Source organism: Deltaproteobacteria bacterium (genome assembly GCA_029210625.1).
In the GTDB taxonomy this organism is placed as follows: Bacteria; Myxococcota; Myxococcia; order SLRQ01; family SLRQ01; genus JARGFU01.
This window is the reverse complement of sequence record JARGFU010000009.1, coordinates 113639-140338: the sequence shown is the minus strand read 5'-3', so window position 1 is coordinate 140338 and position 26700 is coordinate 113639. Positions and strand designations below refer to the sequence as shown.

Here is a 26700-nt window from a genome sequence, read left to right as displayed (position 1 = left end):
CGTCCTCGTTCCTACTCGCCCCCCTGCGGGCCGTCAATCACGTCCCAGGAGGTGTCCGGGGCCCTGCCGATCGGGGCTGGGCCGGGAGGAGATCATCAGGGCGTCGATCACCGACCAGAGGTAGACCACGTCGGCGGCCAGGAGGAGCACCAGGCCGGCGAAGAGCAGCTGCCCCCGCAGGGCGGGGCTGCTGTTGGCGTGCTGCATCGCCGCGACGGCCCCGATGACCATCGCGGTGAAGGCCGAGGTGAAGGCCAGCCCCCGCGGAAGGTACTGCCCGAGGATGGCGTGCCCCAGCCCCGGCACCAGCGCCCCGACGACGCAGGCGACGCCGGAGTCCACCCCGCTGCTGCGGCCCGGATCGATCAGCCCGGCGCCCCCGCCGGAGAGGTCGAGGCCCTCCGGCGCGACGCCCCGGGGGGCGCGCAGGGGGGAGACCAGCAGCGAGGCCGGCGCCCGGTAGGCGAGGACCTGCGCCGGCTGCGCGCGCGCGGCGCCCTCCACCCCGCCCCGGGCCGCCGAGGGCCCGAGGAGGGTGAGCGAGGCCGTCGCCTGGAGGAGGACCACCCCCCAGACCACTACCCGGCGCGCTCCACCACCAGGGCGATGCCCTCACCGCCGCCGATGCAGAGGCTCGCGCAGCCCAGCTTCTTGCCCTCGTCCCGCATCGTGTAGAGCAGGGTCGTGAGGATGCGGGCGCCGGAGGCGCCGATGGGGTGGCCCAGGCAGACCGCGCCGCCGCGGACGTTCACCTTGGCCGGGTCGAGGCCGAGCTCGCGGTTGTTGGCCTCGGCCACCACCGCGAAGGCCTCGTTGATCTCCCAGAGGTCGATCTGGTCGGTGGTGTGGCCACTCTTCTTCAGGGCCGCGCGGATCGCGTCGGAGGGCGCCATGGTGAACCACTCGGGCTCCCGGGCCGCCCCACCCCAGCCCCGGATGGTGGCGAGGGGCTCGAGGCCGCGCTTCTTCGCCTCCTCGGCGCTCATCAGCACCAGGGCGGAGGCGCCGTCGTTGATCGACGAGGCGTTGCCGGCGGTCACCGTCCCGTCCTTCTGGAAGGCCGGGCGCAGCGAGCCGATCTTGTCGGGCTTGGCGTTCTTCGGGCCCTCGTCGGTGTCGACCACGATGGGGTCGCCCTTGCGCTGGGGGATCTCGATGGGGACGATCTCGTCCTTGAAGACCCCGGCCTCCATCGCCGCGATCGAGCGCTTCGTGGACTCGACGGCGTAGGCGTCCTGGGCCTCGCGGCCGATGTCCTTCTCCCGGGCGCAGAGCTCGGCGGCCATGCCCATGTGGAAGTCGTTGTAGGGATCCCAGAGGCCGTCGCTGACCATCAGGTCGCGCACCTCGCCGTTGCCCATCCGGTAGCCGGTCCGGGCCTTGGGCAGGGCGTAGGGCACGTCGGACATGTTCTCCATGCCGCCGGCCACGGCCACCTCGACCTCGCCGAGCGCGATGGCCTGAGCCGCGAGGATCACGGTCTTGAGGCCCGAGCCGCAGACCTTGTTCACCGTGGTGCAGGGGGTGTGCTTGTCGATGCCCGCGCCGAGGGCGGCCTGCCGGGCCGGGGCCTGGCCGACGCCGGCCTGGAGCACCTGGCCCATGTAGACCTCGCCCACGTCGGCGGGGTCGACCTTGGCCTGCTCGAGGGCCGCCTTGATCACGGCGGCGCCCAGCTTCGGGGCGGGGATGGAAGAGAGGGCGCCCTGGAAGGCACCGAGGGCGGTCCGCTTTGCGGCGACGATGACGACATCTCTGGCCATGATGTTTCTCCTTTTCGTCTAGAGGCCGACCTGCGCGGTGAGCTCGGACACCAGGGGCTCCTGGGGTGCGACCTCCCGGGCGCGGGCGGTGAGTTCGCGGGCGACGGTCCTCTGGCCTCGCGCGTGCGCGATGAAGGCCATGGCGACCAGGGCGCCGATGTTCCGGGGATCCTTCTCGAGCCAGGCGGCGGCGATCTTCTCGGCCTCCACCTGTCCAGCGGCGGTGCGGGTCTTGTAGAGGGCCACGGCGTGGAGGCCGGCGGCGTAGCCGTTCTGCGGATCGGCCTGGCTGGCGATGCGCAGATCGGGGATCGCGTCCTTCACCTTGCCGCTGCGCAGGTTCGCGGCCCCCCGCAGCAGCGCCAGATCGGCGCGCCCGGGCGCGAGGGCCATCGCCTTGCTGTAGGACTCGATCGCGGCGTCGATGCTGCCGATGAGCTCGAGGGCCCGGCCGCGATCGGCCAGGACGTCGGGGTCGTTCGGCTTGCGCTCGAGGAGCAGGTCCGCGGCGGCCCGGGCGGCGCCGCCGTTGCCCAGGGTGAGCGCGGTCTCCAGCTCGGTCTCGAGGACCTCGGTGCTCTTCGAGCAGCCGGAGGCGGCCAGGAGGCAGGCGAGGAAGAGGGCGGACCGGGCGAGGCTCTTTCGCATGGGGGGAACCTAGCTCGAAATCCCCCGCCTGACACGGGGCCCGGGATCAGCCCCGGCCGGCCCACTCCACCCGGGGCCAGCCGGCCTCCCGGGCCCGCCGGGTCAGGGGCCGATCGGCGTTCACCGCCACGGGGTGCCCCATCGCCTCCATCACCGGCAGGTCGCTCACCGAGTCGGTGTAGAACCAGCAGTCCTCCAGGGCCGCGCCCCTCCCCCGGGCGTGCTCGCGGGCCCGCTCCAGCTTGCCCTCGCCGTAGCACAGGGGGGGGTGGTGGCGCCCGGTGAGCATTCCGTCGACCACCTCGATCTCGCTGCAGACCAGGGGCAGCTCGAGCTCCCGGGCCAGGGGCATGGCGCCGTAGCGGGTCGCCGCGGTGAGGATCACCACCTCGTGGCCCGCCGCCCGGTGCTCCTCCACCCGCGCGACCGCGGCCCGGGAGATGGTGGGGCGCACCAGCTCGGCGTACCAGCGCTCGCAGAGCTCGATCATCTCGGCCTCGGAGGTGCCCTGCTCCAGGGAGAGGCCGTACTCGGTGATCTTCTGCTGGTCGATGAGGCCGAAGCGGTAGCGCAGCACCCAGACGAGGCCCCGCAGCAGGGTCAGGCGCGAGATGCGCCCCTCCCGCCGGGCGAAGGCCAGCCAGAGCTTCGCGCTGTTCACCTCGAGCAGGGTGAGGTCCATGTCGAAGAAGGCGATGACCGGCGCCCCGGTGCCCGCGGGCTCGAGCTTCGGCAGCATGGCCTGCGCCTACTTCAGGACGTCGACGTGCACGGTGAGCGCGATCTCACCCCGGCCGCCGGGCAGGGAGCGCTGGCGGCCGGTGTCGAAGGTCATCAGGAGCTGGAGATCGAGCGCGGTCTGCGCCTGCGCCAGGGCGTCGGTGAGCGCCCGGCGCCCCCCCGGCTGGAAGACCATGCTCCCCGTGCCGTTCTCGAGGCCCTCGAGGGTGCCGATCCGGTGGGCGCCCGGGACGTCGAGGGGGCCGCCGGCCTCGGGCACCACCCAGACCTCGCCGCTGACCACCGGGTGGGTGAGGTCTCCGCGATCGTGGGTGAAGTCCACCCGCAGGAGGCGGGCCTCCGCGTCGCCGGCGCCGACGGCGGCCAGGTCCTCGCCCACCCGGTCCAGGTCGGCCTGGCTCAGGGGCACGCTGACGCCGAAGACGAGGTCCTCGGTGAGGCGGGGGGCGTCGAGGGGCCAGGGATCCGGCAGGGTCCCGCCCATCTCGCGCAGCAGCGCCGGCGAGACCGTCGCCTCGAGCACCTCGAGGGCCCGGTCGCCCGGGATGGGCAGCGGGATCTGGATGGTGTCCTCGTAGCGGATGCGCTGGCCGCAGCCCGGCCCCGCGAGGAGCAGGGGGAGCGCGGCGAGGAGCAGGAAGACGTGGCGACGGGGTGACATCGGGAGCACCATCGGAAGAAGAGGGTATCTCATCCCCCCAGGCGATCGGCGACTTCCCGGGCCAGGGTGTAGGGGTCGGCCTCCCGCCGGGCGATGCGGGCGACGAGGCCGTCGAGGGCCTCGCCGTCGTCCTGCAGCCGGGAGAGGGCCCGCTCGACCAGCAGGGCCTGGAGCATCGAGAGGAGCTCGGAGCGGGCCCGCTCGCGCTCCCGGCCGGCGAGGCCGCCGCTCTGCTCGAGCCAGGTCCGGTGGGCCTCGATCTTCCCGGCGAGGGCGTCGATGCCCTGCCCCTGAGCGGCGATGGTCTCCTGGATGGGGATCTCCCAGCCGGACTCCCCTCCCCGGCTGCGCGCCTGGGCCACGCCCCGCAGGACCATCTCCTCGCCGTGGTGGGCGACGGTGTGGGGGTCGGGGGAGAAGAGCTCCAGCATCATCCGCAGCTCCTGCACCGTCCGGTCGGCGCCCGGGCGATCCGCCTTGTTGACCACGAAGACGTCGGCGATCTCGAGGATGCCGGCCTTGATGGCCTGGATCTCGTCGCCGAGGCCCGGCACCACCACCACCACCGAGGTGTGGGCCGCCTGGGTGATCTCGATCTCGTCCTGACCCACGCCGACGGTCTCGACGATGATCAGGTCCTTTCCCATCGCGTCGAGGACGCGCACCACGTCGAGGGTGGAGCGGGAGAGGCCGCCGAGGTGGCCCCGGGTGGCCAGGGAGCGGATGAAGACCCCCTCGTCCGAGGCGTGGCGCTGCATCCGCACCCGGTCGCCGAGGATGGCGCCGCCGGTGAAGGGGCTGGTCGGATCGATGGCCACGACGCCGACCTGCTTGCCGGCCTTGCGCCAGTGCTCGATCAGCTGGTCGGTGAGCGTGCTCTTCCCCGAGCCCGGGTTGCCGGTGATGCCGACGATGAAGGCCCGGCCGGTGTGGGGGTGGAGCTCGGCGAGGGCCGCCCGGGCGGCGGGCAGGCCGTCGTCGAGATCGCGCATGAGGCGGGCGGCGGCCCGCACCTCACCGCGGACGATGCGCTCGATGCGCTCGGTCGTGCTCTGCGCGGGGTCAGCCATCGATGCGCTAGCCGGCCAGCAGGGCCCGGGAGATCACCATTCGCTGGATCTCGCTGGTGCCCTCGCCGATCTCGCAGAGCTTGGCGTCGCGCCAGTAGCGCTCGACCGGGAACTCGTTGGTGTAGCCGTAGCCGCCGTGGATCTGGATGGCCTCGGAGCAGGCCCGGGTCGCGGACTCGGAGGCGAAGAGCTTGGCCTTCGAGGCCTCGATGCCGAAGGGCTTGCCGGCGTCGTGGAGGGTGGCGGCGCGGCGCACCAGGAGGCGGGCGGCGTCGTTCTCGGTCGCCATGTCGGCGATCTTCCACTGGATGGCCTGGAACTGGGCGATGGGGCCGCCGAAGGCCTCGCGCTCCAGGGCGTACTTGCTGGCCTCCTCGACGGCCCCGCGGCCGAGGCCGGTGGCCAGGGCGCCGATGGTGATCCGGCCCCGGTCGAGGATCTGCAGGGTGTCGATGAAGCCGTGGTCGATCTCGCCCAGCCGCATCTCGTCGGAGACCTCGACCTCCTCCATCACCAGCTCGGCGGTGTCGGAGGAGCGCATGCCCAGCTTCCCGTGGATGGCGTTGCGGCTGAAGCCGGGGGTGTCCTTCTCCAGGATGAAGGCCGTGATGCCCTTCTGCTTCTTCTCGGGGCTGGTGTTGGCCAGGATGACGTAGACGTCGCCCACCGTCCCCTGGGTGATCCACATCTTGGAGCCGTTGAGGATCCAGGTGTCGCCCTTCTTCACGGCGGTGGTCTTCAGGCCCGCGGCGTCCGAGCCGGAGTGGGCCTCGGAGAGCCCCCAGGCGCCCAGGAGCTTGCCGGCGGCCAGCCCCGGCAGGAAGCGCTCCTTCTGGGCGTCGTTGCCGAACATCTTGATGTGGTTGCTGCAGAGCCCGTTGTGGCTGGCCACGGTGAGGGCGAGGGAGCCGTCGAAGCGGGCGATCTCCTCGATGACCACCGACATGGCCAGGTAGTTCATCGCCGCGCCGCCGTACTCCTCGGCGACGGTCACGCCCATCACGCCGAGCTCGCCGAGCTCGCGGACCACCTCGTGGGGGAAGGTCTCGTCCCGGTCCCACGCGCGGGCCTTCGGGGCGACCTTCTCCTCGCAGAAGGAGCGGATGGAGTTCTGGAGAATCTGGAGGTCCTCGGGGAGCTCGAAGTTCATGGCGTCGCCTCCTTCGGCGGGTCGGATCAGACCGGATAGACGCAGTGCTTCTTGGGAGCGCGCACGTCTTCCTTCTGGAAGTAGTGGGTGAAGCGATCGATGAGGTTCTGGCGCAGGCGCTCGCCGGGGACGATGTCGTCCACCACCTGCTCGCTGGCGAGGTGCACGATGTCGACGTCCTCGGCGTACTCCTCCCGGAGCTTGGCGACGTAGGCCTCCCGCTCCTCCTCCGGCCTCTCGGCGATCTTGTTGGCGAAGACGGCGTTCACCGCGGCCTCGGGGCCCATCACGGCGATCATCGCCTGGGGCAGCGCGATCGTGACGTCGGGCTCGAAGCCCGGGCCGCACATGGCGTAGAGGCCGGCGCCGTAGGCCTTGCGGACGATGACGCTGATCCGGGGCACGGTGGCCTCGCTCACCGCCGCGATCATCTTCGCGCCGGCGCGGATGATGCCCTCCCGCTCGACCTTGGTGCCGATCATGAAGCCCGGCACGTCGGCCAGGTAGAGCAGCGGGATGTTGAAGGCGTCGCAGAGCCAGATGAAGCGCGCGGCCTTGTCGGCGCTGTCGACGAAGAGCACCCCACCCTTCACCTTGGGCTGGTTGGCGATGATGCCCACCGGGATGCCGCCGATGCGGGCCAGGCCGGTGACGATCTCCTTGGCGAAGCGCTTCTTGACCTCGACGAAGGACTCCTCGTCGACGATCTTGTCGATGAGCATCTTGATGTCGAAGAACTTGTTCTGCTCCTTCGGGATGATCTCGTCGATGGACTCGGCGGGGCCGCCCGGGGGCCGCGACTCGATGAGGTCGGGCTTCTCCATCCAGTTCTGGGGGAAGAAGGCGAAGTACTTCCTGGCCAGCTCGATGGCCTCCTGCTCGGTCTTGCACAGGAAGTCGCCGCAGCCGGAGACGCTGCAGTGCATCTTCGCGCCGCCCATCTCCTCGAGGGTGACCTTCTCGCCGATGACCATCTCGGCCATGCGGGGCGAGCCCAGGTACATCGAGGCGTTGCCGTCGACCATGAAGGTCACGTCGCAGAAGGCCGGGATGTAGGCGCCGCCGGCCGCCGAGGGGCCGAAGAGCAGGCAGATCTGCGGGATCTGCCCGGAGAGCTGGACCTCGTTGTAGAAGATCCTTCCTGCGCCCCGCCGCCCGGGGAACATCTCGACCTGGTCGGTGATCCGCGCCCCGGCCGAGTCGACCAGGTAGAAGAGCGGGCACTGCTGCCGCTCGGCGGTCTCCTGGATGCGCAGGATCTTCTCCACCGTCCGGCGGCCCCAGGAGCCGGCCTTCACGGTGGAGTCGTTGGCCATGATGGCCACGGTCCGGCCGTCGATCGTCGCCAGGCCGGTGACCACCCCGTCCGCCGGCAGGGTGCCGTCCTTGACGTTGGCCAGCAGGCCGTCCTCGACGAAGCTCCCCTCGTCGACCAGGAGGCGGATCCGCTCGCGGCAGAAGAGCTTCCCCTTCTCGCTGTTGGCGGCGTGGTACTTCTGGGCGCCGCCCTTCTTGACGGTCTTCTCGGTGGCCTCGATCTGCGCTCCGGTGTGCTTGGCTTCCATGGTGTCTCGCGCTCCTTACTCGCCCTTGAAGACCGGGGGCCGCTTCTCGGCGAAGGCCGCGAGGGCCTCCAGGCGGTCCCGGGTGGGGATGGTCTGCTGGTAGCAGTCGTACTCGTAGGTCAGGCCCTGCTCGAGGGGCAGGTCCGCCCCCTGGAGCATGGCGGCCTTGGCCATGGCCAGGGCCACGGGGCCGCACTGGCCGACCTCGTTGGAGAGGGCGCGGGCCGCGTCGAGGGCGCCCGCGTGGCCCACCCCCTTGGCCACCCGCTCCACCAGGCCCATGCGCAGGGCCTCCTCGGCGTCGACCTTGCGGCCGGTGAGGATCAGGTCCCGGGCCGCGCCCAGGCCCACCAGCCGGGGCAGGCGCTGGGTGCCCCCGCCCCCGGGGATGATGGCCAGGCGGGTCTCCGTCAGGCCCATCATCACCTTGCGGGCGGCGACCCGCAGGTCACAGGCCAGGGCCAGCTCGAGGCCGCCCCCGAAGGCGGCGCCGTTGAGGGCGGCGATGAAGACCTTGGGAGAGGCCTCGATCGCGCCGAGGGTGCGGCGGAGGTCGTGGAGCCAGGTGCGGACCTCGTCCTCGGACATCCCCCGGCGCTCCTTGAGGTCGGCGCCGGCGCAGAAGGCCTGGTCCCCCGCGCCGGTGATGATCACCGAGCGCACCAGCGGCTTGTGGGCCACCGCCTCGACCAGGGACTCCAGCTCCCGCCGCGTGTCCCGGGAGAGCGCGTTGCGCGCCGCGGGGCGGTTCAGGGTCCACTCCTGGGTGGTGCCCCGGTCCTCGATGAGCCAGTTCTCGAGCATGGTGCCTCGTGGGGTGAGCCCGCTTGTTTCCCGCGGGGAGGCGGCAAGATAGCTGCCGCCCGGGCGACGGTCCAGACGCGGCCGCTCGACCGGGGGGTTGACCCTTCCGCTTCCATTTGGCTTAGTGGTACCACCAATGAGCCAAACCAGAGCCACTCCCCCCTTCCCCGAGTTCGCCCCCATCCGCGCCCTGCGGACCTCCGAGCGCGTGGCCCGCGCCATCCGCCGGAGCATCCTGGAGGGGCGCTTCGCCCCGGGGGAGACCCTGCCCCCCGAGCGCACCCTCGCCGAGCAGTTCCAGGTGACCCGGAACACCGTCCGCGACGCCCTGCGCCAGCTCGAGGGGCTGCGGCTGGTGGCCATCCGCCACGGCAGCGGCGCCGTCGCCCGGGACTTCCGCCAGGAGGCGGGCCTGGAGCTGCTGGCCACCTTCCTGGAGGACGACGCCCTCTCCGGTGAGGTGGACGGCGCGAAGATCCTCGGCGACATCGCCCGGGCCCGCGCGATCCTCGGGCAGGCGATGATCCACGCCTGCATCGACGGCTTCGAGCGAGGCGCCCTGCCCGCCCTCCAGGCCGCCACCCGGGCCTTCGAGGCCGAGGCGACCTCCGGGGCGCCCGAGGTCTCCCGCCTGCAGCTGCTGGAGATCGAGCTGCACCGGGTGATCGTCCAGGGCGGGGGAAACCTCGCCTTCACCCTCCTCTACAACTCCCTGACCTACGTCTACCGCCGGGTCCTGCCCCTCTTCACCTGGGTGGTCGAGGACCCCGCGGCCCTGGCCGCCCTCTACCGGCGGGCCACCGACGCCCTGGCGGCCGGCGACGCCGCCGCCGCCCGGGCCGCCTTCACCGAGCTCTTCGAGCGTCCCCCCTTCCTCCCCGTCCCCTGAAGCCCAACGGAGCGCGTCATGCAGATCCGCCAGTCGGTCCCCTCGGCCCTCTCGGCCCTCTCCCTCTTCGGGGTCTACCTGCGCCAGCAGCGCCGGCCCTTCGTGCTCAACCACCTGCCCACGGTGCGCTGCAACCTCGCCTGCCCCTTCTGCTACGTGAGCGGCCCCGAGCAGAAGGACTTCAACCAGGAGCGCTTCCCCGGCGGCGGCGAGCTGACCCTCGAGGAGTCCCTGGACCTCTACCGGCAGCTGGCCGCGCGCCGCTTCCGGCTGGCGGTGATCGTCGGCGGCGAGCCCCTGCTCTGGGAGCACCTGCCGGTGGTCCTGCGCGAGGTGCGCGAGGAGATCTATCCGACCGTCTTCACCAACGGCCTCCTGCTCTCCGCCCGCTGGGAGCGCCTGCGCGACGTGGGCACCCTCTTCGTCTCCCTCGACGCCCCCGACGAGGAGCACGACCGCCTGCGCGCCCACGAGGGCCTCTTCGCGGCGGCCCTGGAGGGGATCGAGACCGTGCGCCGGCGCCTGCCGGGCCTGAACCTCGCCCTGAACATGACCGTCACCCGGGAGAACCTCCACCGGGTCGGGGACATGCTGCGCCTGGCCCGCGACCTGCGGCTGCCGGTGGCCTTCCAGCCCCCCACCTACGACGGGCAGTTCGCCCTCGAGGAGCGCCCCAACGCCGCGGCGAAGGAGCACACCCCCGACTTCGAGGCGGTGGGCGACGCCTTCCGCCTGATCCGCGACGCCGCCCGCAGCGGCGAGGCGGTGGTCGGCTCCCGCGCCTTCTTCGGGCAGATCATCGACGACCGGCGCACCTACCCCTGCCACTACCCCGCCTACACCCTCGGGCCCGTCATGCCCGACGGCAGCGTGGTCGCCTGCACCTCGCGCGCCCCCTACGCCAGCCTCCGCACCCACAGCGTGGGCCAGATCCTCGCGAGCGAGGGCTTCCGGGAGAACGCGCGCCGCGGCCCGGCCTGCGCCCAGGGCTGCCGCGACTGGGGGATCTACGATCTGTCGGCGATCGGCAACCGCCGCTTCGGCCTCGAGGACGCCCGGCGCTACCTCCGGGCCTTCGCCGGCCGCGCCGAGCTGCGCACCTAGCCGCTAGAAGCCCACCCGCCCCTGGATGTCGCGGACGAGGGGATCCATCCCGTCCACCTGCGACCAGACGATGCTCCAGTCGCTGCCGTCGTGGCCCACGCTGGAGGAGAAGGTCCGGGTGTCGTCTCCCTCGATCAGGTTCCGGGGCCCCCACGCGGCACCATCGAAGGTGCGGGTATAGAGGCTGACGCCGGTGCCGTCCCAGGCCGGGAAGGAGACCCTGGCCTCACCGGCGATCGCATGGAGGGCCGTCGGCTCGTAGGTGCTGCTATCGACCTCGATCGGCGCCTGCCAGGCGCCCGCGGAGTAGCGGGCGCCGTAGAGCCGGCCGCCATCCTTCCAGGCCGCCAGATAGTCGCCGCCCATCGGTGCGATCCGGGGCACGTAGGAGGAGCTGACGATGTGGCTGGTCGAGATGGCCGCCCCGGGCGTCCAACCGGTGCCGTCGTGGATCGCGACCCGCGGGCGCAGGTTGAAGAAGCCCGTGTCGTACTGGGTCCAGAGGGCGGCGTAGCCCGTGCCGTTGGAGACGATGTCGACCACCGGGCGGGCGTAGGCGTTGGTGTTCTCGATGCTGGTCGCGGGACCCCAGCTCCAGCCGGAGCCGTCGAAGGCGTACTCGGCGGCGAAGACGCTGTCGATGGTGAAGAGCTCCTGCACCCAGACCGCCATGAAGCCCGTGCCGTTGGAGGCGATGGCGGGGTCGTAGGTGGGATCGCTCACCGCCTCGAGGACCGCGGGTGCGCTCCAGGTGCCGGCGGTGCGGACGCTGGCGTAGGTGCTGCCGGCGCCGCTCAGGAGCTGCTTCCAGACGACCGCATAGCGGCTGCCATCCGAGGCGACGTCACAGAAGGAGGCCGCCGAGGTCGCCCCGCTCACCTGCTCCCTCGCCAGCCAGGTGGTGCCATCGAACTCCCGGGCAGCGATGCCGCGGGGGTACTCCTCGTAGCAGACCATGAAATTGGTGCCGTCGGTGGCGAGGGCGGGCGCGCGCCCCGAGTAGGAGGGATCCGAGAGGACCACGGGCGCCGACCAGCTGGCGCCGTCGTGGTGCGCCGTGAAGACCGAGAGGAGCCCGTTGACGTTCTGGGCCAGCCAGACCGCCACGCTCTGGCCGCTGCCGTTCCCGACGAGGGTGGGCTCGTAGGCGGCCCCGAGGTGCACGCTCGAGGCGGCCTCCTCCAACGGCTGCCAGGTCGCACCGTCGAAGGCCCGGGCGCGCTGCCGGGCCGTCTCGCCGAAGGGCTGGGAGAAGGTCACCACGGTGGTCCCGGCCGCGGTGGCGAGGAGCGCCTGCGACACGTTCGCCGGATCGGTCTCCACGTCGACGGGCGTCCCCCAGGTGCTCCCATCGAAGTCCACGGCGCGCAGGCCGTAGAGGTCGGTGTAGGGGTGATCGACCTCGCGGGTCCGGTAGGCGACCACGTAGCCGCCGGCGACCGGCCCGGGTGACGCGTCGAGGACGGTGAGGGGGACCGTGTCGGTGACCACCTCCACGGCCGGGGTCCAGGCCCCCGCGACGTAGCGCTGCGCCCGGACCTTGTAGGTCCAGGGCGAGACCGTGATCACGGAGAGGTAGCTCGCCAGGTACCCGCTGCCATCGGAGGCGAGGTGGGCCGTGCCCTGGACGCTCTCCGAGAGCCCGTCGAACTCGGCCGCCACGCTCCAGGTCGTCCCATCGAAGATCGAGCCGAAGGCGTCCGAGCCGGAGCGGTAGCTCAGGGCGTAGCCGCTGCCGTTCGAGGCCAGCTGCGGGACCGTCCCCGAGCCGATCAGCTCCTCGGCCTGCCAGGACGTGCCGTCGTGGCGGCTCACCCAGATCTCGTGGGTGCTGCCGTACCAGTTGCGCCAGGCCACGGCCCAGCCGCCCCCGTAGCCGGCCGAGACCGGCACGTCGACGTTGTTGGGCTGCCCCTCGACCACCGTGTCGGTGCCCCAGCCGGTGCCGTCGTGGATGATGGCGTGGACCCGGTTGTCGGCGAACTGCGCCTCCTGGAAGGTGGCGAGGTACTCGCCCCCCGAGGCGATGATGTTGGCCTGCCCGGCGTTGCCGCTGTTGCCGGTGGAGATGATCTGCTCCGCGCCGACCACCCCTCCGACGATCTCCCGGGCGACGAGATCCCGACCGTCCGGATAGACGACCTGGAAGGTCGTCCCGTTGCTCGCGACGAGGGAGGCCCCCACGAAGGAGGTGTACTCCCCGCTCAGGGTCCAGCTCTCGGTGCTCGTGTTGGGGACCGCGTAGAGCTCGACCTCGGGGAGGAAGGCGCTGGTGGTGCTGTCGTAGTAGGAGGCGAGCAGCCGCCAGCCCGAGCCCGACTTCGAGACCCAGACCAGGACGCCATTGCCGGACGCGTCGAGGGCCAGCCCCCGGGTGGCGAAGTTGGCGGTCGAGATCCCGGAGAGGAGATCCGGCGGGTCCATCGTGGTGAAGGAGAAGCTCCCCGGGGAGATCGGGTTGCCGGCCGGATCCGTGATCCCGGCCGTGAACGAGGCCGTGTAGACAACGCCGTAGACGAAGGGCGCGTCCGGGGTGAAGCGCATCGTGTTGGTGCCGGCGTCGTAGCTCACCGTCCCGGTGACCCCGTTGTCCACCGAGAAGGTGGCGCCGCCCACGCTCGTGGGCTCGAGGGGCTCGTCCCAGGTGACGGTGAGGACCGGGTTGAGGGTCACGCTCGTGGCGCCGTCCGCCGGGAAGGTGGTGACGACCGAGGGGGCGACGGTGTCGATGGTGTAGTCCTCGGTCCGGATCGTCTCGAGGTTCCCGGCCACGTCGGTCGAGCGGAACTTCAGGGTGCCGCTCGCGGCGACCGAGATCGGCGCCGAGTAGGTCGGAGAGGCCGTCGTCGGATCGCTGCCGTCGGTGGTGTAGTAGGTGGTGGCGCAGCCGCTGCCGGTGCCGTCGTTGCAGGTGAGGGTCACGCTCTGGGCCGCGTTGAAGAGCCCGCCGGCCGGGCTGGCGGTGGTGGTCGGGTTCACCAGATCGAAGGTGTAGAGCGCGCTCCCCTCGGGGCTCTGGTTCCCAGCGACGTCCACCGCCAGGAAGCGGACCACGGTGTTCGTGGAGCGGGTGAAGGGCGCCACGTAGAGGGGCGACGCGGTCGTCGCGGCCGAACCGTTGGTGGTGTAGTGGATGGCGGCGCAGCCGCTCCCGGCGCCGTCGTCGCAGGCCAGGCTGATCTCCTGCGGGCTGTTGTAGAGCCCGGCCGCCGGGCTCGCCGAGGCCGTCGGCGCGACGAGGTCGAAGTCGTAGACCTCGGTGACCTCCAGCCCCTGGTTGCCGGCGACGTCCACCGCGAAGAAGCGCAGCGTGGTGTCGGCGACCAGCCCCAGGGGCACCGTGTAGGCCGGCGAGGCCAGGCTCGGCGGGCTGCCGTCCAGGGTGTAGTGGATGGCGGCGCAGCCGCTGCCGGCGTCGGTGCAGCTGAGCACCACGGTCTGGCTGGCGTTGTAGAGACCGCCGGCGGGCGCCGCAGACGCGCCCGGGCGCGCGTAGTCGAAGGTGTAGAGCTCGTCCACGCGGCTGGCGCTCTGGTTCCCGGCCAGATCGACCGCCAGGGCCCGGACGCGGGTGTCGCTGGCGAGCTGGAGGGGCAGCGTGTAGACCGGCGAGGCGAGCGAGGGGGCGCTGCCGTCGAGGGTGTAGTGGATCGCCGCGCAGCCCTCCCCGGCGCCGTCGTCGCAGGTGAGGCTCACCCAGAGGGTGGCCCGGAAGGCGCCGCCCAGGGGCGTGGCCGTGAGCACCGGCGGGGTGCCGTCGATCCGGTAGAGCTCGGTGTGCACGCCCTCGGCGTTGCCCACCGGATCGACCGAGAAGAAGCGCAGGGTGGCGGTCGAGGGGATCGCGATGGGGCCCGTGGCGACCGGCGAGCTGGTCGTCGGCAGGCTGCCGTCGGTGGTGTAGTGGGTCGTGCAGCCGCTGGCGTCACTGCAGCCGAGGACGACGGACTGGGCGGAGGCGTAGATGCCTCCCGCCGGAGTGGCGACGGTCTGCGGCGCGCTGCGATCGAAGGTGTAGCTCTCGTCGATGAAGTTGCTCTGGTTGAGCACCCCATCGAAGGCCACCGCCCGCAGGCGGGTGTCGGCGGTGAGCGCCACCGGCCCCGTCACCACCGGCGAGGTGGCCGTGGGGATGTTGCCATCGGTGGTGTAGTGGATGGCGGCGCAGCCGGTGCCACCACCGTCGGCGCAGCCGAGGGTGACCCAGAGATCGTTCGCGAAGAGCCCACCCGCGGGCGCGACGGTGAGGGTCGGGGCCGTCGCGTCGATGCGGTAGGAGTGGCTGACCACGCCCTCGGCGTTGCCGGCCAGGTCCACCCCGAAGAAGCGCAGGGTGGTGTCGGCGCTGATGTTCAGGGGCGAGGTGTAGAGGGTCGAGCCCGTCGTCGGCAGGCTGCCGTCGAGGGTGAAGTAGATGGCGAGGCAGCCGGAAGCGTCACTGCAGCTCAAGGCGACGTTCTGCGCCGCCGCGTAGGCGCCGCCCGCCGGCGCGACGACGGTGACCGGCGGCGTCCTGTCGATGGTGAACTGCTGCGTCATCGGGACGCTCTGGTTGCCCACGCGGTCGACGCCGAGGGCCCGGAGGGTCGTGTCGGTGGAGATGGAGACCGGGCCCACGTAGAGGGGCGAGCCCGTCGTGGGGGGGGTGCCGTCGGTGGTGTAGTGGATGGCGGCGCAGCCGGTGCCGCCGCCGTCGTCGCAGGTCACGCTGACCCAGACCTCGGTGCCGAAGAGGCCGCCGGCCGGCGCCATGCTCAGGCTCGGAGCGGTCGTGTCGATGAGGTAGGTCTCGGAGACCGCGCCCTCGGCGTTGCCGGCGGTGTCCACCGCGAAGAAGCGCAGGAGGGTGTCCGAGGCGATGTTCAGCGGGGCGCCGTAGGTCGGCGACGCCGTCGTCGGCAGGCTGCCGTCGAGGGTGAAGTGGATGGCCGCGCAGCCGAAGGGATCGGTGCAGCTCAAGCTCACCGTCTGGGCCGCCGCGTACTCGCCACCGGCGGGGCTGGCGACGGTGGCCGGCGGGGTGGTGTCGAGGTTGTAGGTCTCGGTGAGGACGGGGCCGACGTTGCCAGCCTGATCGACGCCGAGCGCCCGGACGCGCCCGCTGCTCGTGAGCGTGAAGGCGCCGGTGTAGACCGGCGAGGCAGTGGTCGGCGGGTTGCCGTCGAGGGTGTAGTGGATGGTGGCGCAGCCCGAGCCCACGCCGTCGTCGCAACTGAGCACCACGAGCACGTCGTTGTTGAAGAGGCCGCCGACGGGGCTGGCGCTGACGGTCGGTGCCGCCCCGTCCACGGTGTAGGTCTCGGTCTGGACGGCCTCGGCATTCCCCGCCTGATCGAGCGCGAAGAAGCGCAGGGTGGTGTCCGCCGAGATGGAGATGGGGCCGGCGTGGACCGGCGAGGCGGTCGTCGGCAGGCTGCCGTCCAGGGTGTAGTGGATGGCGGCGCAGCCCGAGCCCCCTCCGTCGTCGCAGGCCAGGCTCACGCTCGGGGCGCTGGTGAAGAGGCCGCCCGCCGGGCTGGCGGTGGTCGTCGGCGCGATCCGGTCGAAGGTGAAGCTCTCCGAGCGGGGCGCCTCGGCGTTGCCCACCAGGTCGACGGAGAAGAAGCGGACCGTCGTGTCCACCGTGATCAGCAGGGCGCCGGTGTAGATCGGTGAGGCGAGATCCGGGGCGCTGCCGTCGAGGGTGAAGTGGATCGCCGCGCACCCCACCCCGCTGCCGTCGTCGCAGGCGAGCTCCAGGGTCTGGTCGGCGGTGTAGAGGCCGCCAGAGAGGCTGGCGGTGGTCACCGGGGCCTGGGTGTCGATCTGGAAGTCGAGGAAGCGCACGCCCGCGGCGTTGCCCACCTGATCCATGGAGAAGAACTGGACCGTGGTGTCGGCGGTGATGGTGAGGGGGCCGGTGTAGACCGGAGAGGCGTTGCTCACCGGGCTCCCGTCCACCGTGTAGTAGGTGTCGGCGCAGCCCGAGCCGGCGCCGTCGTCGCAGGCGAGGGTCAGGGTCTGGGTGCCGGCGAAGCGCCCACCCGCGGGGGTGGCCGTGGTGGTCGGCGCCTGGGCGTCGAAGCGGAAGAGCACGCTCCGGGGCGCCTCCTCGTTTCCGACGGCGTCCACCGAGAAGAAGCGGACCTCGGTGTCGGTGGCGATCACCAGGGGGGTCACGTAGGTCGGGGAGCCCAGGCCAGGGGCGCTGCCGTCCAGGGTGTAGTGGATCGCCAGGCACCCCACCCCACCGCCGTCGTCGCAGGCGAGGGTGAGGATCTGGGTCGAGAGGAACCAGCCGCCGCCCTGGCTGGCCGTCGTGACCGGCGCGTCGCCGTCCACCCGGAACTCGAGGGTCTGGACCTCCTCGGCGTTGCCGGCCTGGTCCACGGAGTAGAAGCTCAGGGTCGTGTCGGCGGAGACGTCGAAGGGCGCGGTGTAGAGGGTGGAGCTCGGGTCGGGCCGGCTGCCGTCCAGGGTGAAGCGGGTCTCCAGGCAGCCCGAGCCCGTGTCGTCGTCGCAGGTCAGGGTCACCGTCCGGGTGGACGCGAAGTCGCCGCCGGGCGGATCGACGTGGGTGATCGGCGCCCGCAGGTCGATGACGTACTCCTCGGTCTGCACGGCCTCGGTGTTCCCCGCCTCGTCCACCGAGAGGAACTTCAGGACGGTGTCCCGGTTCAGGTTCAGGGGGACGCCGTAGACCGGGGAGCTGGCGTCGGGGTCGCTGCCGTCGAGGGTGTAGTGGGTGCTGGCGCAGCCGCTGCCGGCGCCGTCGTCGCAGGCCAGCGCGACGGCCACGCTGTGGGCGTAGATGTCGCCGGCCGGGAGCGCCAGGGTGCTCGGGGGCTCGGTGTCCGCCGGTGGCGGGTACTCGATGACGTAGGTGTGGCTCTGCACCCCCTCGGCGTTCCCGGCGGCGTCCACCGAGAAGAAGTTGAGGGTGGTGGTCTCGGTGAGGGCGAGCGGCTCGGAATAGCTGCTGGAGCTCGTGGTCGGGACGCTGCCGTCGAGGGTGTAGTGGGTCGTCGCGCAGCCGTCGCCGTCCGCGTCGTCACAGCTCAGGGTGACCGTCACCTCGGCATCGAAGATGCCCCCCACCGGATCTGGGGTGGTGCGTGGCGGGGTGCCGTCCACGGCGGCGGACCTGGGACCGCAGGCGGCGAGCGCGGTGACGCAGAGGACGAGCGTGGCGGCGAACGAGACGCGACGGACGAGCATGAGTGGACCTCTCCCTTGCAGACCTGCGCGGCACCCCCACCCCCGGAGCCGAACACCCCCGGTTCTCGTGCCGCTGACCCGGCCCGGTTCTAGCAGACCGGGCCACCGACGGGGATGGTGGCGGGGAGGTCCCGGTGGGGCGCGAGCGCTAGCCGCGGCGCTCGGCCAGCCGCGCCTGGAAGTAGCGCCCGGGCAGGGGCCGCCCGACGAGGGCCTGAGCCAGCTCGGCGGCGTCGATGAGCTTCTCGAGATCGATCCCGGTCGCGACGCCCATCCCGTGGAGGAGGTAGACGAGGTCCTCGGTGGCGAGGTTGCCGCTGGCGCCCCGGGCGTAGGGGCAGCCGCCGAGGCCGCCGACCGCGGCGTCGAAGGTGGTGATGCCCGCCTCCAGGCCCGCCAGGCAGTTCGCCATCGCGGCGCCTCGGGTGTCGTGCATGTGCATCGCCAGCCGCCCGGGCTCGATGCCGGCCTCGAAGAGGTGCCGGAGGATGTGGAGGGTCTGCGCGGGCGTGCCGTAGCCCACGGTGTCACCCAGGGAGACCTCGTAGCAGCCCATCCCCAGCAGGCGCCGGGTGAGCTCGACCACCCGGTCCACCGGGACGTCCCCCTCCCAGGGGCAGCCCCAGACCATGGAGAGGTAGGCGCGCACCCGCAGGCCCGCCTCCAGGGCCGCGGCGACGACCGACTCGAAGAGCTCGGCGGCCTCGTCGATGCCCCGGTTGATGTTCTTGCGGTTGTGGGTCTCGCTCGCCGAGATGAAGATCGCGCACTCGCGCAGATCGGTCTTCAGCAGGTTCTCGAGCCCCTTCTGGTTTGGCACCAGCGCGCTGTAGGTGGTGTGCTCCCGCTTCGGGAGGCGGGCGCAGAGCTCGGGGGCGTCGGCCAGGGGCGGGATCCACCTCGGCGAGACGAAGGAGGTCACCTCGACCTTCTCGAGCCCGGCGTCGGCCAGCGCGAGGATCAGCTCGACCTTCTTGTCGGTGGGCAGGAGGGCGGCCTCGTTCTGCAGGCCGTCCCGGGGGCCGACCTCGTAGATCCGCACCCGCTCTGGCAGCGACTCGAAGATCTCGGCCTCCTCTCCTGGCGGGCGATCAGCCCTGGCGAGGCTGGATGGAGCTCTCCGCCCAGGCGATGATCTCGTGGGTGGGCGTGCCCGGCGTGAAGAGCTTCATCACGCCCTTCTCCAGCAGGGTCTGCACGTCGGCGTCGGGGATGATGCCCCCTCCGAAGACCCCGATGTCGGAGGCCTCCTTCTCCTCGAGCAGATCCATGATGGCCGGGAAGAGGGTCAGGTGGGCGCCCGACATGATCGAGATGCCGATGGCGTCCACGTCCTCCTGGATGGCGGCGTTGACGATCATCTCGGGGGTCTGGTGCAAGCCCGTGTAGATGACCTCGAAGCCCGCGTCGCGCAGGGCCCGGGCCACCACCTTGGCGCCCCGGTCGTGCCCGTCCAGGCCCGGCTTCGCCACCAACACTCTCGCCTTGCGATCACTCATGCTGTCGTCCCTTGCGTTTCAACCAACAAGCTAGATCTCGGGACGGCGCGCCACCACCACCAGGTCGTGGGCCCGGTCGGGGTCGAAGGGAGCGCCGCCCTCGTCGCGCAGGGACTCTACCTCGAAACCAGCGCCCTCCAGAAGCCGCGTGAGGGTGCCGGGGTCGGGGTGCCAGATGGCCCAGGCCCCCTCCTCCACCCTCCCGTCGGGGTAGAGCAGCCGGCGGAAGCCGTGCTCGCGGCCCTCCTCCTCCCGCCACTCGCAGTGCTCGCTGACGTAGATCCCCCCCGGGAGGCGGCTCTCGAAGTGGCTCTCGGGCTCCCGCCGCAGCAGATCCGGGTTGGCGCCGTCGTGGACCAGGCGCCCGCCGGGCCGCAGGGTCCGGAAGAGATCGGCCAGCAGGGCCTCGTGCTCGGCCCGGGTCTCGAGGACGAAGAGGCCGGCGTACCAGACGTAGATCCCGTCGAAGCTGGCCTCCCGGAAGGGCAGCCCCCGGTAGTCCCCCTGGACCAGGATCGAGCGGGGGTCGGCCTCCCGGGCCGCCGCCAGGAGGGAGGCCGAGCGGTCCAGCCCCACGCCCCGGGGGTAGCCGGCGCGCCGCAGGGCGCGCAGGTGGCGGCCGTCGCCGCAGCCCAGATCCAGCAGGCGGCTCGAGGGGGGCAGCCCGAGGAGGCCGAGGATCACCCCGACCTCGCGGTCGGCCAGGCCCTCGGTGAAGGCGTGGGCGCTGCTGGGGAGGTAGACCCGGTCGTAGAACTGGTCGGCCTGGCTCACGGGAGCGCCGCCGGGGCCTCGAAGATGCCGTCGGCGAAGCGCTCCCCGGTCTCGGGGTGCTTCAGGCGCCGCTTGGTCACGAAGTCGAAGAGGATCGGGTTGAACTCGTAGATCTCGTTGAGCCAGCGCCGCTCCTTCTTGGTGATGTAGCCCCCCGCGACGAGGTCCTCGGTGCGCACCAGGGCGTTGATGGCCGGCAGGGGGTAGTCGGTGCCGTAGACCAGGCGCGGGTGGAGATCCTGGCGCTTCAGGATCGTGTCCAGCGGCCCCCCCAGCCGGTTGAACTGGGTGAGGGCCGAGATGTCCCCGAAGACCAGGCCCTCGTACCTCGGGTCGTCCATCAGGCGCAGGAAGAGCTCGAAGCTGGGCACCCGCTTCCCCTCGGGGTCGTCGAGATCGACGTCCGTGCCCAGACTGGCGCAGTGGGAGACGATGACCTTCACCCCGTGGTCGAGGGCCCGCCGCAGGCGCAGGGGGTTGCCCAGGGCCTGGTCCTCCTCGGACTCCACGGCCTGCTCCTCGCCGGCGTGGGTGATGAGCACCAGGCCGTGCTCCCTCATCTTCTCGTAGTAGGGGTCGAGGCGCTCGTCCCCCGGATCCATCCCCATCGCGTTGGGCAGCCACTTCACGTAGTGCCCGCCCTCCTTCGCCCAGCGATCCAGGGCCTCGAGGGCGTCCTTCCGGTAGGGGTGGACGCTCATCACCGGCTCGAAGAGCCCGGGGTGCTGCTTCGCCATGGCGAAGACGTAGGCGTTCGGGGTGTGGAACTCGGTCTTCTCGGCGTTCACGGTGCCGTCGGCGTTGTAGTGCTCGTCGAAGGCGAGGATGTGGAGCTTCATCGACATCGGGAGGTGCTTCCCGAGATCGACGAGGCGCTCGCGGAACTGCGCGTCGGCGCTCTCCACGTCCTGGATGCCGGCCGCCGAGCGGTAGATGAGGTACTTGAAGTAGCGGACCGGGCTGCCCCAGGAGGTCATCGCCTCGTTGATGTAGGCGCCCTCCACCTCGCTGCCCAGGGCCAGCATGTGGACGTGGAAGTCCCGGACCTTGCTCGTGTCGAGGCCCTCCAGGCTCTCGAGCACCAGCTTCCGCGCCCCCACCGAGAGCTGCTGCTTGGCCTCCCCCGGCAGGCGGGTGAAGGCGCCGCCGAGCTGGCGCACCACGCAGGAGGAGGTCGCCAGCAGGGTGAGGCCGGCGAAGGCGGCGAGGGTGATCCCGGTGATCTTCATCAGCTTCATCGCCCTTCGCTTCATGCCTCCTCCTCGTCGAGGTAGGTCAGGAAGCGGGCCTGCAGGTGCTTGAGCCCGTGGCCGGGGAAGTCGACCTTCACCTTGCGGGTCGGGCCGCTGCCGGACTCGAGGAGCACCCTCCCCTCGCCGAACTTCGCGTGCCGCACCCGGCGGCCGTCGCTGCCGCCCGGCAGGGGCATCACCGTCCGGGGGTGGAAGGTGGCGGCCAGGCCCGCCTCGAAGCGGGGGGCGTCGGGGTGGAGCTGCCGGTGGGTGGCGATCCACTCCGCCAGCACCTCCGGCAGGGTCGTCGAGGACGACGCGCGGGTGCCGGGCTCAAAAAGCAGGAGGGGCAGCGGCTCCCGGGGCTCGCCCTTCACCCAGCAGAGGTAGCGCCCGTCGGCGGGATCCTTCGCGAAGGCCACCAGATCGCCGCGCCCGCCCAGGGCGTGGACCCTCCCCGAGAGCGCCATCACCTTGTCGAGGTCCAGCTCGTAGGCGTGCACCAGGGGCTTCAGGTGCGCCGCCAGCAGCGCCAGCAGCGCGTCGGGGAAGCGGTGCTGGATCGCCCGCTCCAGGGCCCGGACCTCGTCGAGGCAGAGCTCCGCCACCGCGTCGATCCCGTGGATCAGCCGCAGCTCCGCCAGCGCCGCCCGGATCTCCTCCGGGATCACCAGCTCCCCGGAAAGCCTCGGCTCCCGCGCCATCGCTAGTACCCCCCGATCACGAGCCCTAGCTCGCAGCTCGTAGCTCGCAGCCCGATCAGAACACCGCCGTCTCGCGATAGACCCCGAACGCCTCCCGGAACACGTCCGAGATCTCCCCGACGGTCGCGTAGACCCGCACCGCATCGAGGATCGACGGGAAGAGGTTCTCCCCCTCGTCCGCGGCCTGCTTGATCGCCGCCAGGGCCCTCTCGACCGCCGCGGCGTCCCGCTTCTCCTTCACCTTCGCCAGCCGCTCCTTCTGGTGACGGGCCACCGCCTCGTCGATATGGAGCAGCTCGATCGGGTTGTCGCCCTCGGAGACGAAGTCGTTCACCCCGACGATGATCCGCTCCTTGCGGTCCACCTCCCGCTGGTGCTGGTAGGCGGACTCGGCGATCTCCTTCTGGGGATAGCCCGACTCCACCGCCGCAACGATGCCGCCCATGGCGTCGATCTTGTCGATGATCTCCATGGCCCGGCGCTCCATCTCGTTGGTGAGGTGCTCCATCACGTAGGAGCCGCCGAAGGGATCCACCACCCGGTCGACGCCCGACTCGTGGGCGATGATCTGCTGGGTGCGGAGGGCCACGGTCACCGCCTCCTCGGTCGGGAGCGCGTAGGTCTCGTCGAGGGAGTTGGTGTGGAGGGACTGGGTGCCGCCGAGGACCGCCGCCATGGCCTGGAGGGCCACCCGGGCGACGTTGTTCAGGGGCTGCTGGGCGGTGAGCGAGACGCCCGCGGTCTGGGCGTGGGTCCGCAGCAGGAGGGAGCGGGCGTCCTTGGCGCCGTAGCGCTCCTTGAGCAGCTTCGCCCACATCCGGCGCGCGGCGCGGAACTTGGCGATCTCCTCCAGGAAGTCGTTGTGCACGTCCCAGAAGAAGGAGAGGCGCGGCGCGAACTCGTCCACGTCCATGCCCCGCTCGATGGACCACTCCACGTAGCCCAATCCATCGGCGAGGGTGAAGGCCAGCTCCTGGACCGCCGTCGCTCCGGCCTCGCGGATGTGGTACCCGCTCACCGAGACGCTGTTCCAGCGCGGCATGTTGTGGGTGCACCACTCGATCATGTCGATGAGGATCCGCATCGAGGGCCGGGGCGGGCAGATCCACTCCTTCTGGGCGATGAACTCCTTGAGGATGTCCGCCTGGATGGTGCCGCCGAGCTTCTCGGGACCCACGCCCTGCTTCTCGGCCACCGCCACGTACATGGCGAGCATGATGATCGCCGGGGCGTTGATGGTCATCGAGGTGGTGACCTTGTCCAGCGGGATGTCCGCGAAGAGGACCTCCATGTCCTCCAGGGAGGCCACCGAGACGCCCTCCTTCCCCACCTCACCGAGGCTCATCGGGTGGTCGGGGTCGTAGCCCATGAGGGTGGGCATGTCGAAGGCCGTCGAGAGGCCCATCACCCCGTGCTCCAGCAGGTACTTGAAGCGCTTGTTGGTGTCCTCGGGGGAGCCGAAGCCCGCGAACTGCCGCATCGTCCAGAGGCGACCCCGGTACATCGTCGGCTGCACGCCGCGGGTGTAGGGGTACTGCCCGGGCAGGCCGATCTCGGCCGGATCCATCTGCGCGATGGCCTCGGGGCCGATGATGTCCTCGTAGGGGATGCCGGAGTCGGTCTCGAACCTCGGCTTGCGCCTCGGGAGGCGCTCGAGGGCCTGGGCGAGCTCCTCGCGGGTCCAGGAGTCCTTCTGCTCGAGCAGCTGCTGCAGGGCGTCCTTGTCGATCATGCTCATGGCAGAGCAATCTAGACCAGCTGGACGAGGGTGCCTATCGGCTGCGAGCTACGCGAGCAGGGAGCGCGCGATGACGAGGCGCTGGATCTCGGAGGTCCCCTCGTAGATGGTCGTCACCCGCACGTCCCGCAGGTAGCGCTCGACCGGGAACTCGTTCACGTAGCCGAAGCCGCCGTGGATCTGCACGGCCTCGTTGCAGGCGGCCAGCGCCTTCTCGGAGGCGAAGACCTTGGCCATGCTGGCCTCGATGGAGAAGCGCCTCCCCTGCCCCTTCAGCCAGGCGGCCCGCAGCGCCAGCAGGCGGGCGGCGTCGAGCTCCGTGGCCATGTCGGCCAGCTTCCACTGGATGGCCTGGAAGTCGGCGAGGGGCTTGCCGAAGGCCTGGCGGTCGTTGGCGTAGGTCCGGGCGGCCTCCAGGGCGGCCCGGCCGATGCCGGTGGCCAGGGAGGCGACCCCGATGCGGCCGCCGTCGAGGGCCATCATGGCGATCTTGAAGCCCTGCCCCTCCTCGCCGAGCATCGCGCTCTTCGGCACCCGCACCCCCTCCAGGGTGAGGCTGACCGTCGAGGAGCCGCGCTGGCCGGTCTTCTCCTCAGGTCTCCCGGCGGAGAGGCCCGGGGTGCCCCCCTCGACCAGGAAGCAGGTGATGCCCTTCGGACCGGTGCCGCTGGTCCGGGCCCAGACGACGATCACCCCGGCGACGTCGCCGCTGGTGATCCACATCTTCTCGCCGTCGATGACCCACTCGTCGCCGTCGAGGACGGCCTTCGTGCGAAGGGCCGCCGCGTCGGAGCCGCAGTGGGCCTCGGAGAGCGCGAAGGCGCCCGCCCCGTACTCGGCCGAGGTCAGCTTCGGGATGTGCTTCGCCTTCTGCTCCTCGGTGCCGAAGGCCGCGATGATCTCGCCCACCATGTTGGTGACCGCCATGGTCACGCCGGTGGCCGCGCAGGCCGCGCCGACCTCCATCATGGCCAGGCTGTAGGCCACCGGCCCGGCCTCGGCGCCGCCGTACTGCTCGGGGATGTTCACCCCCAGCAGGCCCAGCTCGCCCAGGCGCTCGATGTTCTCCTTCGGGAAGGCGTGGCTCTCGTCGAGGGCCTTGGCCCCCGGCGCGAGGTGATCCACGGCCACCCGCCGGGCGGTCTCCTGCACCATCAGCTCGTGCTCTTCGAGGGCGAAGTTCATCGTTTCAGCCCCGGAGGATGGAGGAGGCGATGACCAGGCGCTGGATCTCGCTGGTGCCCTCGTAGATCTCGGTGATCCGGGCATCGCGGTAGTGGCGCTCGGCCGCGTACTCCGCGGAGTAGCCGTTGCCGCCCAGGATCTGCTGGGCCTTGTGGGTGATGCGGGTGGCGGCCTCGGCGGCGTAGAGCTTGGCCATCGCCGACTCCTTGGAGTGGCGCTGCTTCTGGTCCTTCATCCAGGCGGCCCGCCAGACCAGCATCCTTGCTGCGTCCAGCTCGGTGGCCATGTCGGCCAGCATGAACTGGATCGCCTGGAGGTTGGCGATGGGGCCCCCGAAGGCCTCCCGCTCCAGGGAGTACTGGGTGGCCAGCTTCAGGGCGGCGGCGGCGATGCCCAGGGCCTGGCCGGCGATGCCGATCCGGCCGCCGTCGAGGGTGCTCATGGCGATCTTGAAGCCCTCGCCCTCCTGGCCCAGGAGGTTCTCCTTCGGGATGCGGCAGTTCTCGAAGAAGATCCCCGAGGAGAGGGCCGCCCGGATGCCCATCTTCTTCTCGGGCTCGCCGGCCTCGAAGCCCTCGGTCTTCGTGTCGACCAGGAAGGCGGAGATGCCCTTCACGCCCTTCTCCGGGGCGGTCATGGCGAAGACCAGGGCCGCGTCGGCGGTGGGGCCGTTGGTGATCCAGTTCTTGGCGCCGTTGAGCACCCACTGGTCCCCCTCGAGCACCGCCGTCGTCTTCTGCTTGGCGGCGTCGGAGCCAGCCTGGGGCTCGGTGAGGCAGAAGCAGCCGAGCTTCTGCCCGGAGGCGAAGGGCCGGAGGAACTCTTCCTTCTGCGCCTCGGTGCCGTAGCGCAGCACCGGGTCGCAGTAGAGCGAGTTGTTCACCGACATGATCACGCCGGTGGCGGCGCAGCCCGCGCTGATCTCCTCCATCGCCACCGCGTAGGAGACGTTGTCCATCCCCGAGCCGCCCTCGCCGTCGGGGACGGCCACGCCCATCAGGCCCAGCTCGGCGACCTTCTTCACCGCCTCGGCGGGGAAGGTCTTCTCCTCGTCCCACTTGCCCGCGTTCGGGGCGAGCTCGGACTCGGCGAAGCTCCGGCAGGTGTCCTGCAGCATCTTCTGTTCTTCGGTCAGCTCGAAGATCATCGTGTCTCTCCTGATGGTGTCGGGTCGGGTCGGTGTCGCCGCTAGCGGCCCTGGAACTTCGCGTCGCGCTTCTCGAGGAAGGCGGCCATGCCCTCCTTCTGGTCCTCGCTGCCGAAGAGCTGGGCGAAGGCGTGGACCTCGAGGGCGTTGGCCGAAGGCAGCCCCACGTCCTGGCCCTGATCGATGGCGCGCTTGGCCTGGGCGACCGCGAGGGGGCCCTTGGCGGCGATGGTCTTGGCGATCTCCTTCACCTTGGGCAGCAGCGCCCCCGGCTCGAAGACCTCCAGGACCAGGCCCATCGAGCGGGCGGCGTCGGCCTTGATGACGTTGCCGGTGAGGATCAGCTCCTTGGCGCGCGCGATGCCGACCCGGCGCGCGAGGCGCTGGGTCCCGCCGAAGCCGGGGATCACGCCGAGGTTCACCTCGGGCTGGCCCAGCTTGGCGTTGGTGGAGGCGTAGACGAGGTCGCAGGCCAGGGCCAGCTCGCAGCCGCCGCCCAGGGCGAAGCCGTTCACGGCGGCGATCACCGGGAAGGGCATCTCGGCCAGGCTGTCGAAGACCTTCTGCCCGAGGGTGGCGAAGTGGCGGGCCTCCTCGACGGTGTAGCCGGCCATCGCCGAGATGTCGGCGCCGGCCACGAAGGCCTTCTCGCCGCCGCCGGTGAGGATGGCCACCCGCACCTCCCCCGAGTCCCGCAAGGCCGCGAAGGCCTCGCCCAGCTCGGTGATGGTCTCGGGGTTCAGGGCGTTGAGGGCCTTGGGACGATCGATGGTGACGGTGGCGATGCCGCCCTCGACCTCGACCTTCAGGTTCTCGTAGCTCATCGCAG

At 71.2% G+C, this 26700-nt stretch carries 21 protein-coding genes; 2 read left to right on the top strand and 19 right to left on the bottom strand.

The window, feature by feature from the left end; translation table 11 throughout:
• Positions 1 to 33: 33 nt before the first annotated feature.
• The 9 genes from P1V51_10480 to P1V51_10440 are packed head-to-tail and all read right to left on the bottom strand — an operon-like array spanning position 34 to position 8402.
• On the bottom strand, positions 34 to 567 hold the full coding sequence (locus P1V51_10480) for a hypothetical protein (GenBank protein MDF1563464.1): 534 nt from the start codon (positions 565 to 567) through the stop codon (positions 34 to 36).
• Between the two features lie 11 nt (positions 568 to 578).
• Positions 579 to 1763 carry an acetyl-CoA C-acetyltransferase gene (locus P1V51_10475; GenBank protein MDF1563463.1) on the bottom strand — a complete coding sequence of 395 codons (1185 nt, stop codon included), beginning with the start codon at positions 1761 to 1763 and terminating at the stop codon, positions 579 to 581.
• 18 nt (positions 1764 to 1781) lie between these two features.
• A complete protein-coding gene (locus P1V51_10470) occupies positions 1782 to 2411 on the bottom strand; it encodes a hypothetical protein (protein MDF1563462.1) in 630 nt (209 codons plus the stop codon).
• 46 nt (positions 2412 to 2457) lie between these two features.
• On the bottom strand, positions 2458 to 3150 hold the full coding sequence (locus P1V51_10465) for an HAD-IB family hydrolase (GenBank protein ID MDF1563461.1): 693 nt from the start codon (positions 3148 to 3150) through the stop codon (positions 2458 to 2460).
• 9 nt (positions 3151 to 3159) lie between these two features.
• Positions 3160 to 3813: a hypothetical protein gene (locus P1V51_10460; GenBank protein ID MDF1563460.1), complete on the bottom strand. Its 654-nt coding sequence runs from the start codon at positions 3811 to 3813 to the stop codon at positions 3160 to 3162.
• A 29-nt stretch (positions 3814 to 3842) separates the two neighbouring features.
• Positions 3843 to 4883, bottom strand: coding sequence for a methylmalonyl Co-A mutase-associated GTPase MeaB (gene meaB, locus P1V51_10455; protein ID MDF1563459.1), 1041 nt, complete (start codon positions 4881 to 4883; stop codon positions 3843 to 3845).
• Between the two features lie 7 nt (positions 4884 to 4890).
• Positions 4891 to 6033 carry an acyl-CoA dehydrogenase family protein gene (locus P1V51_10450; protein ID MDF1563458.1) on the bottom strand — a complete coding sequence of 381 codons (1143 nt, stop codon included), beginning with the start codon at positions 6031 to 6033 and terminating at the stop codon, positions 4891 to 4893.
• 26 nt (positions 6034 to 6059) lie between these two features.
• Positions 6060 to 7598 carry an acyl-CoA carboxylase subunit beta gene (locus P1V51_10445; protein ID MDF1563457.1) on the bottom strand — a complete coding sequence of 513 codons (1539 nt, stop codon included), beginning with the start codon at positions 7596 to 7598 and terminating at the stop codon, positions 6060 to 6062.
• A gap of 15 nt (positions 7599 to 7613) precedes the next feature.
• Entirely contained in the window at positions 7614 to 8402 is a 789-nt protein-coding gene (locus P1V51_10440; protein MDF1563456.1) for an enoyl-CoA hydratase-related protein, read from the bottom strand.
• 136 nt (positions 8403 to 8538) lie between these two features.
• Here P1V51_10440 and P1V51_10435 point away from each other — a divergent pair, with 136 nt between their 5' ends.
• On the top strand, positions 8539 to 9291 hold the full coding sequence (locus P1V51_10435) for a GntR family transcriptional regulator (protein ID MDF1563455.1): 753 nt from the start codon (positions 8539 to 8541) through the stop codon (positions 9289 to 9291).
• A gap of 18 nt (positions 9292 to 9309) precedes the next feature.
• Complete coding sequence (locus P1V51_10430; protein MDF1563454.1) at positions 9310 to 10395, top strand: radical SAM protein; 1086 nt, start codon at positions 9310 to 9312, stop codon at positions 10393 to 10395.
• A gap of 3 nt (positions 10396 to 10398) precedes the next feature.
• Here P1V51_10430 and P1V51_10425 read toward each other — a convergent pair whose 3' ends face one another.
• From P1V51_10425 to P1V51_10380, 10 genes are all read right to left on the bottom strand, one after another.
• Entirely contained in the window at positions 10399 to 17592 is a 7194-nt protein-coding gene (locus P1V51_10425; GenBank protein ID MDF1563453.1) for a chitobiase/beta-hexosaminidase C-terminal domain-containing protein, read from the bottom strand.
• 148 nt (positions 17593 to 17740) lie between these two features.
• Positions 17741 to 18646 (bottom strand): hydroxymethylglutaryl-CoA lyase, encoded by a 906-nt coding sequence (locus P1V51_10420; protein ID MDF1563452.1) that lies wholly within the window; start codon positions 18644 to 18646, stop codon positions 17741 to 17743.
• A 37-nt stretch (positions 18647 to 18683) separates the two neighbouring features.
• Complete coding sequence (locus P1V51_10415) at positions 18684 to 19091, bottom strand: cobalamin B12-binding domain-containing protein (protein MDF1563451.1); 408 nt, start codon at positions 19089 to 19091, stop codon at positions 18684 to 18686.
• 30 nt (positions 19092 to 19121) lie between these two features.
• The gene (locus tag P1V51_10410) at positions 19122 to 19865 is read right to left on the bottom strand and encodes a methyltransferase domain-containing protein (protein ID MDF1563450.1); all 744 of its coding nucleotides are present in this window, start codon (positions 19863 to 19865) and stop codon (positions 19122 to 19124) included.
• Positions 19862 to 21118, bottom strand: a complete 1257-nt coding sequence (locus P1V51_10405) for an amidohydrolase family protein (protein MDF1563449.1) — start codon at positions 21116 to 21118, stop codon at positions 19862 to 19864. The genes P1V51_10410 and P1V51_10405 overlap by 4 nt, the downstream gene beginning before the upstream one ends.
• Positions 21115 to 21801 (bottom strand): hypothetical protein, encoded by a 687-nt coding sequence (locus P1V51_10400; GenBank protein MDF1563448.1) that lies wholly within the window; start codon positions 21799 to 21801, stop codon positions 21115 to 21117. The genes P1V51_10405 and P1V51_10400 overlap by 4 nt, the downstream gene beginning before the upstream one ends.
• A 55-nt stretch (positions 21802 to 21856) precedes the next feature.
• Positions 21857 to 23533: a methylmalonyl-CoA mutase family protein gene (locus P1V51_10395; protein ID MDF1563447.1), complete on the bottom strand. Its 1677-nt coding sequence runs from the start codon at positions 23531 to 23533 to the stop codon at positions 21857 to 21859.
• Positions 23534 to 23587: 54 nt separating this feature from the next.
• Positions 23588 to 24724 (bottom strand): acyl-CoA dehydrogenase family protein, encoded by a 1137-nt coding sequence (locus P1V51_10390; GenBank protein ID MDF1563446.1) that lies wholly within the window; start codon positions 24722 to 24724, stop codon positions 23588 to 23590.
• 4 nt (positions 24725 to 24728) lie between these two features.
• On the bottom strand, positions 24729 to 25871 hold the full coding sequence (locus P1V51_10385) for an acyl-CoA dehydrogenase (protein MDF1563445.1): 1143 nt from the start codon (positions 25869 to 25871) through the stop codon (positions 24729 to 24731).
• Positions 25872 to 25912: 41 nt separating this feature from the next.
• Positions 25913 to 26695 (bottom strand): enoyl-CoA hydratase-related protein, encoded by a 783-nt coding sequence (locus P1V51_10380; GenBank protein ID MDF1563444.1) that lies wholly within the window; start codon positions 26693 to 26695, stop codon positions 25913 to 25915.
• Positions 26696 to 26700: the final 5 nt, after the last annotated feature.

Bases quoted from the DNA above. Each gene is read 5' to 3' on its own strand.
- P1V51_10430 (MDF1563454.1), top strand. From the start codon at position 9,310: ATGCAGATCCGCCAGTCGGTCCCCTCGGCCCTCTCGGCCCTCTCCCTC.
- P1V51_10415 (MDF1563451.1), bottom strand. From the start codon at position 19,091: ATGAGTGATCGCAAGGCGAGAGTGTTGGTGGCGAAGCCGGGCCTGGAC.
- P1V51_10450 (MDF1563458.1), bottom strand. From the start codon at position 6,033: ATGAACTTCGAGCTCCCCGAGGACCTCCAGATTCTCCAGAACTCCATC.
- P1V51_10405 (MDF1563449.1), bottom strand. From the start codon at position 21,118: ATGAAGCGAAGGGCGATGAAGCTGATGAAGATCACCGGGATCACCCTC.
- P1V51_10395 (MDF1563447.1), bottom strand. From the start codon at position 23,533: ATGATCGACAAGGACGCCCTGCAGCAGCTGCTCGAGCAGAAGGACTCC.
- P1V51_10435 (MDF1563455.1), top strand. From the start codon at position 8,539: ATGAGCCAAACCAGAGCCACTCCCCCCTTCCCCGAGTTCGCCCCCATC.
- P1V51_10385 (MDF1563445.1), bottom strand. From the start codon at position 25,871: ATGATCTTCGAGCTGACCGAAGAACAGAAGATGCTGCAGGACACCTGC.
- P1V51_10460 (MDF1563460.1), bottom strand. From the start codon at position 3,813: ATGTCACCCCGTCGCCACGTCTTCCTGCTCCTCGCCGCGCTCCCCCTG.
- P1V51_10445 (MDF1563457.1), bottom strand. From the start codon at position 7,598: ATGGAAGCCAAGCACACCGGAGCGCAGATCGAGGCCACCGAGAAGACC.
- P1V51_10475 (MDF1563463.1), bottom strand. From the start codon at position 1,763: ATGGCCAGAGATGTCGTCATCGTCGCCGCAAAGCGGACCGCCCTCGGT.
- P1V51_10400 (MDF1563448.1), bottom strand. From the start codon at position 21,801: ATGGCGCGGGAGCCGAGGCTTTCCGGGGAGCTGGTGATCCCGGAGGAG.
- P1V51_10465 (MDF1563461.1), bottom strand. From the start codon at position 3,150: ATGCTGCCGAAGCTCGAGCCCGCGGGCACCGGGGCGCCGGTCATCGCC.
- meaB (MDF1563459.1), bottom strand. From the start codon at position 4,883: ATGGCTGACCCCGCGCAGAGCACGACCGAGCGCATCGAGCGCATCGTC.
- P1V51_10425 (MDF1563453.1), bottom strand. From the start codon at position 17,592: ATGCTCGTCCGTCGCGTCTCGTTCGCCGCCACGCTCGTCCTCTGCGTC.
- P1V51_10470 (MDF1563462.1), bottom strand. From the start codon at position 2,411: ATGCGAAAGAGCCTCGCCCGGTCCGCCCTCTTCCTCGCCTGCCTCCTG.
- P1V51_10440 (MDF1563456.1), bottom strand. From the start codon at position 8,402: ATGCTCGAGAACTGGCTCATCGAGGACCGGGGCACCACCCAGGAGTGG.
- P1V51_10390 (MDF1563446.1), bottom strand. From the start codon at position 24,724: ATGAACTTCGCCCTCGAAGAGCACGAGCTGATGGTGCAGGAGACCGCC.
- P1V51_10380 (MDF1563444.1), bottom strand. From the start codon at position 26,695: ATGAGCTACGAGAACCTGAAGGTCGAGGTCGAGGGCGGCATCGCCACC.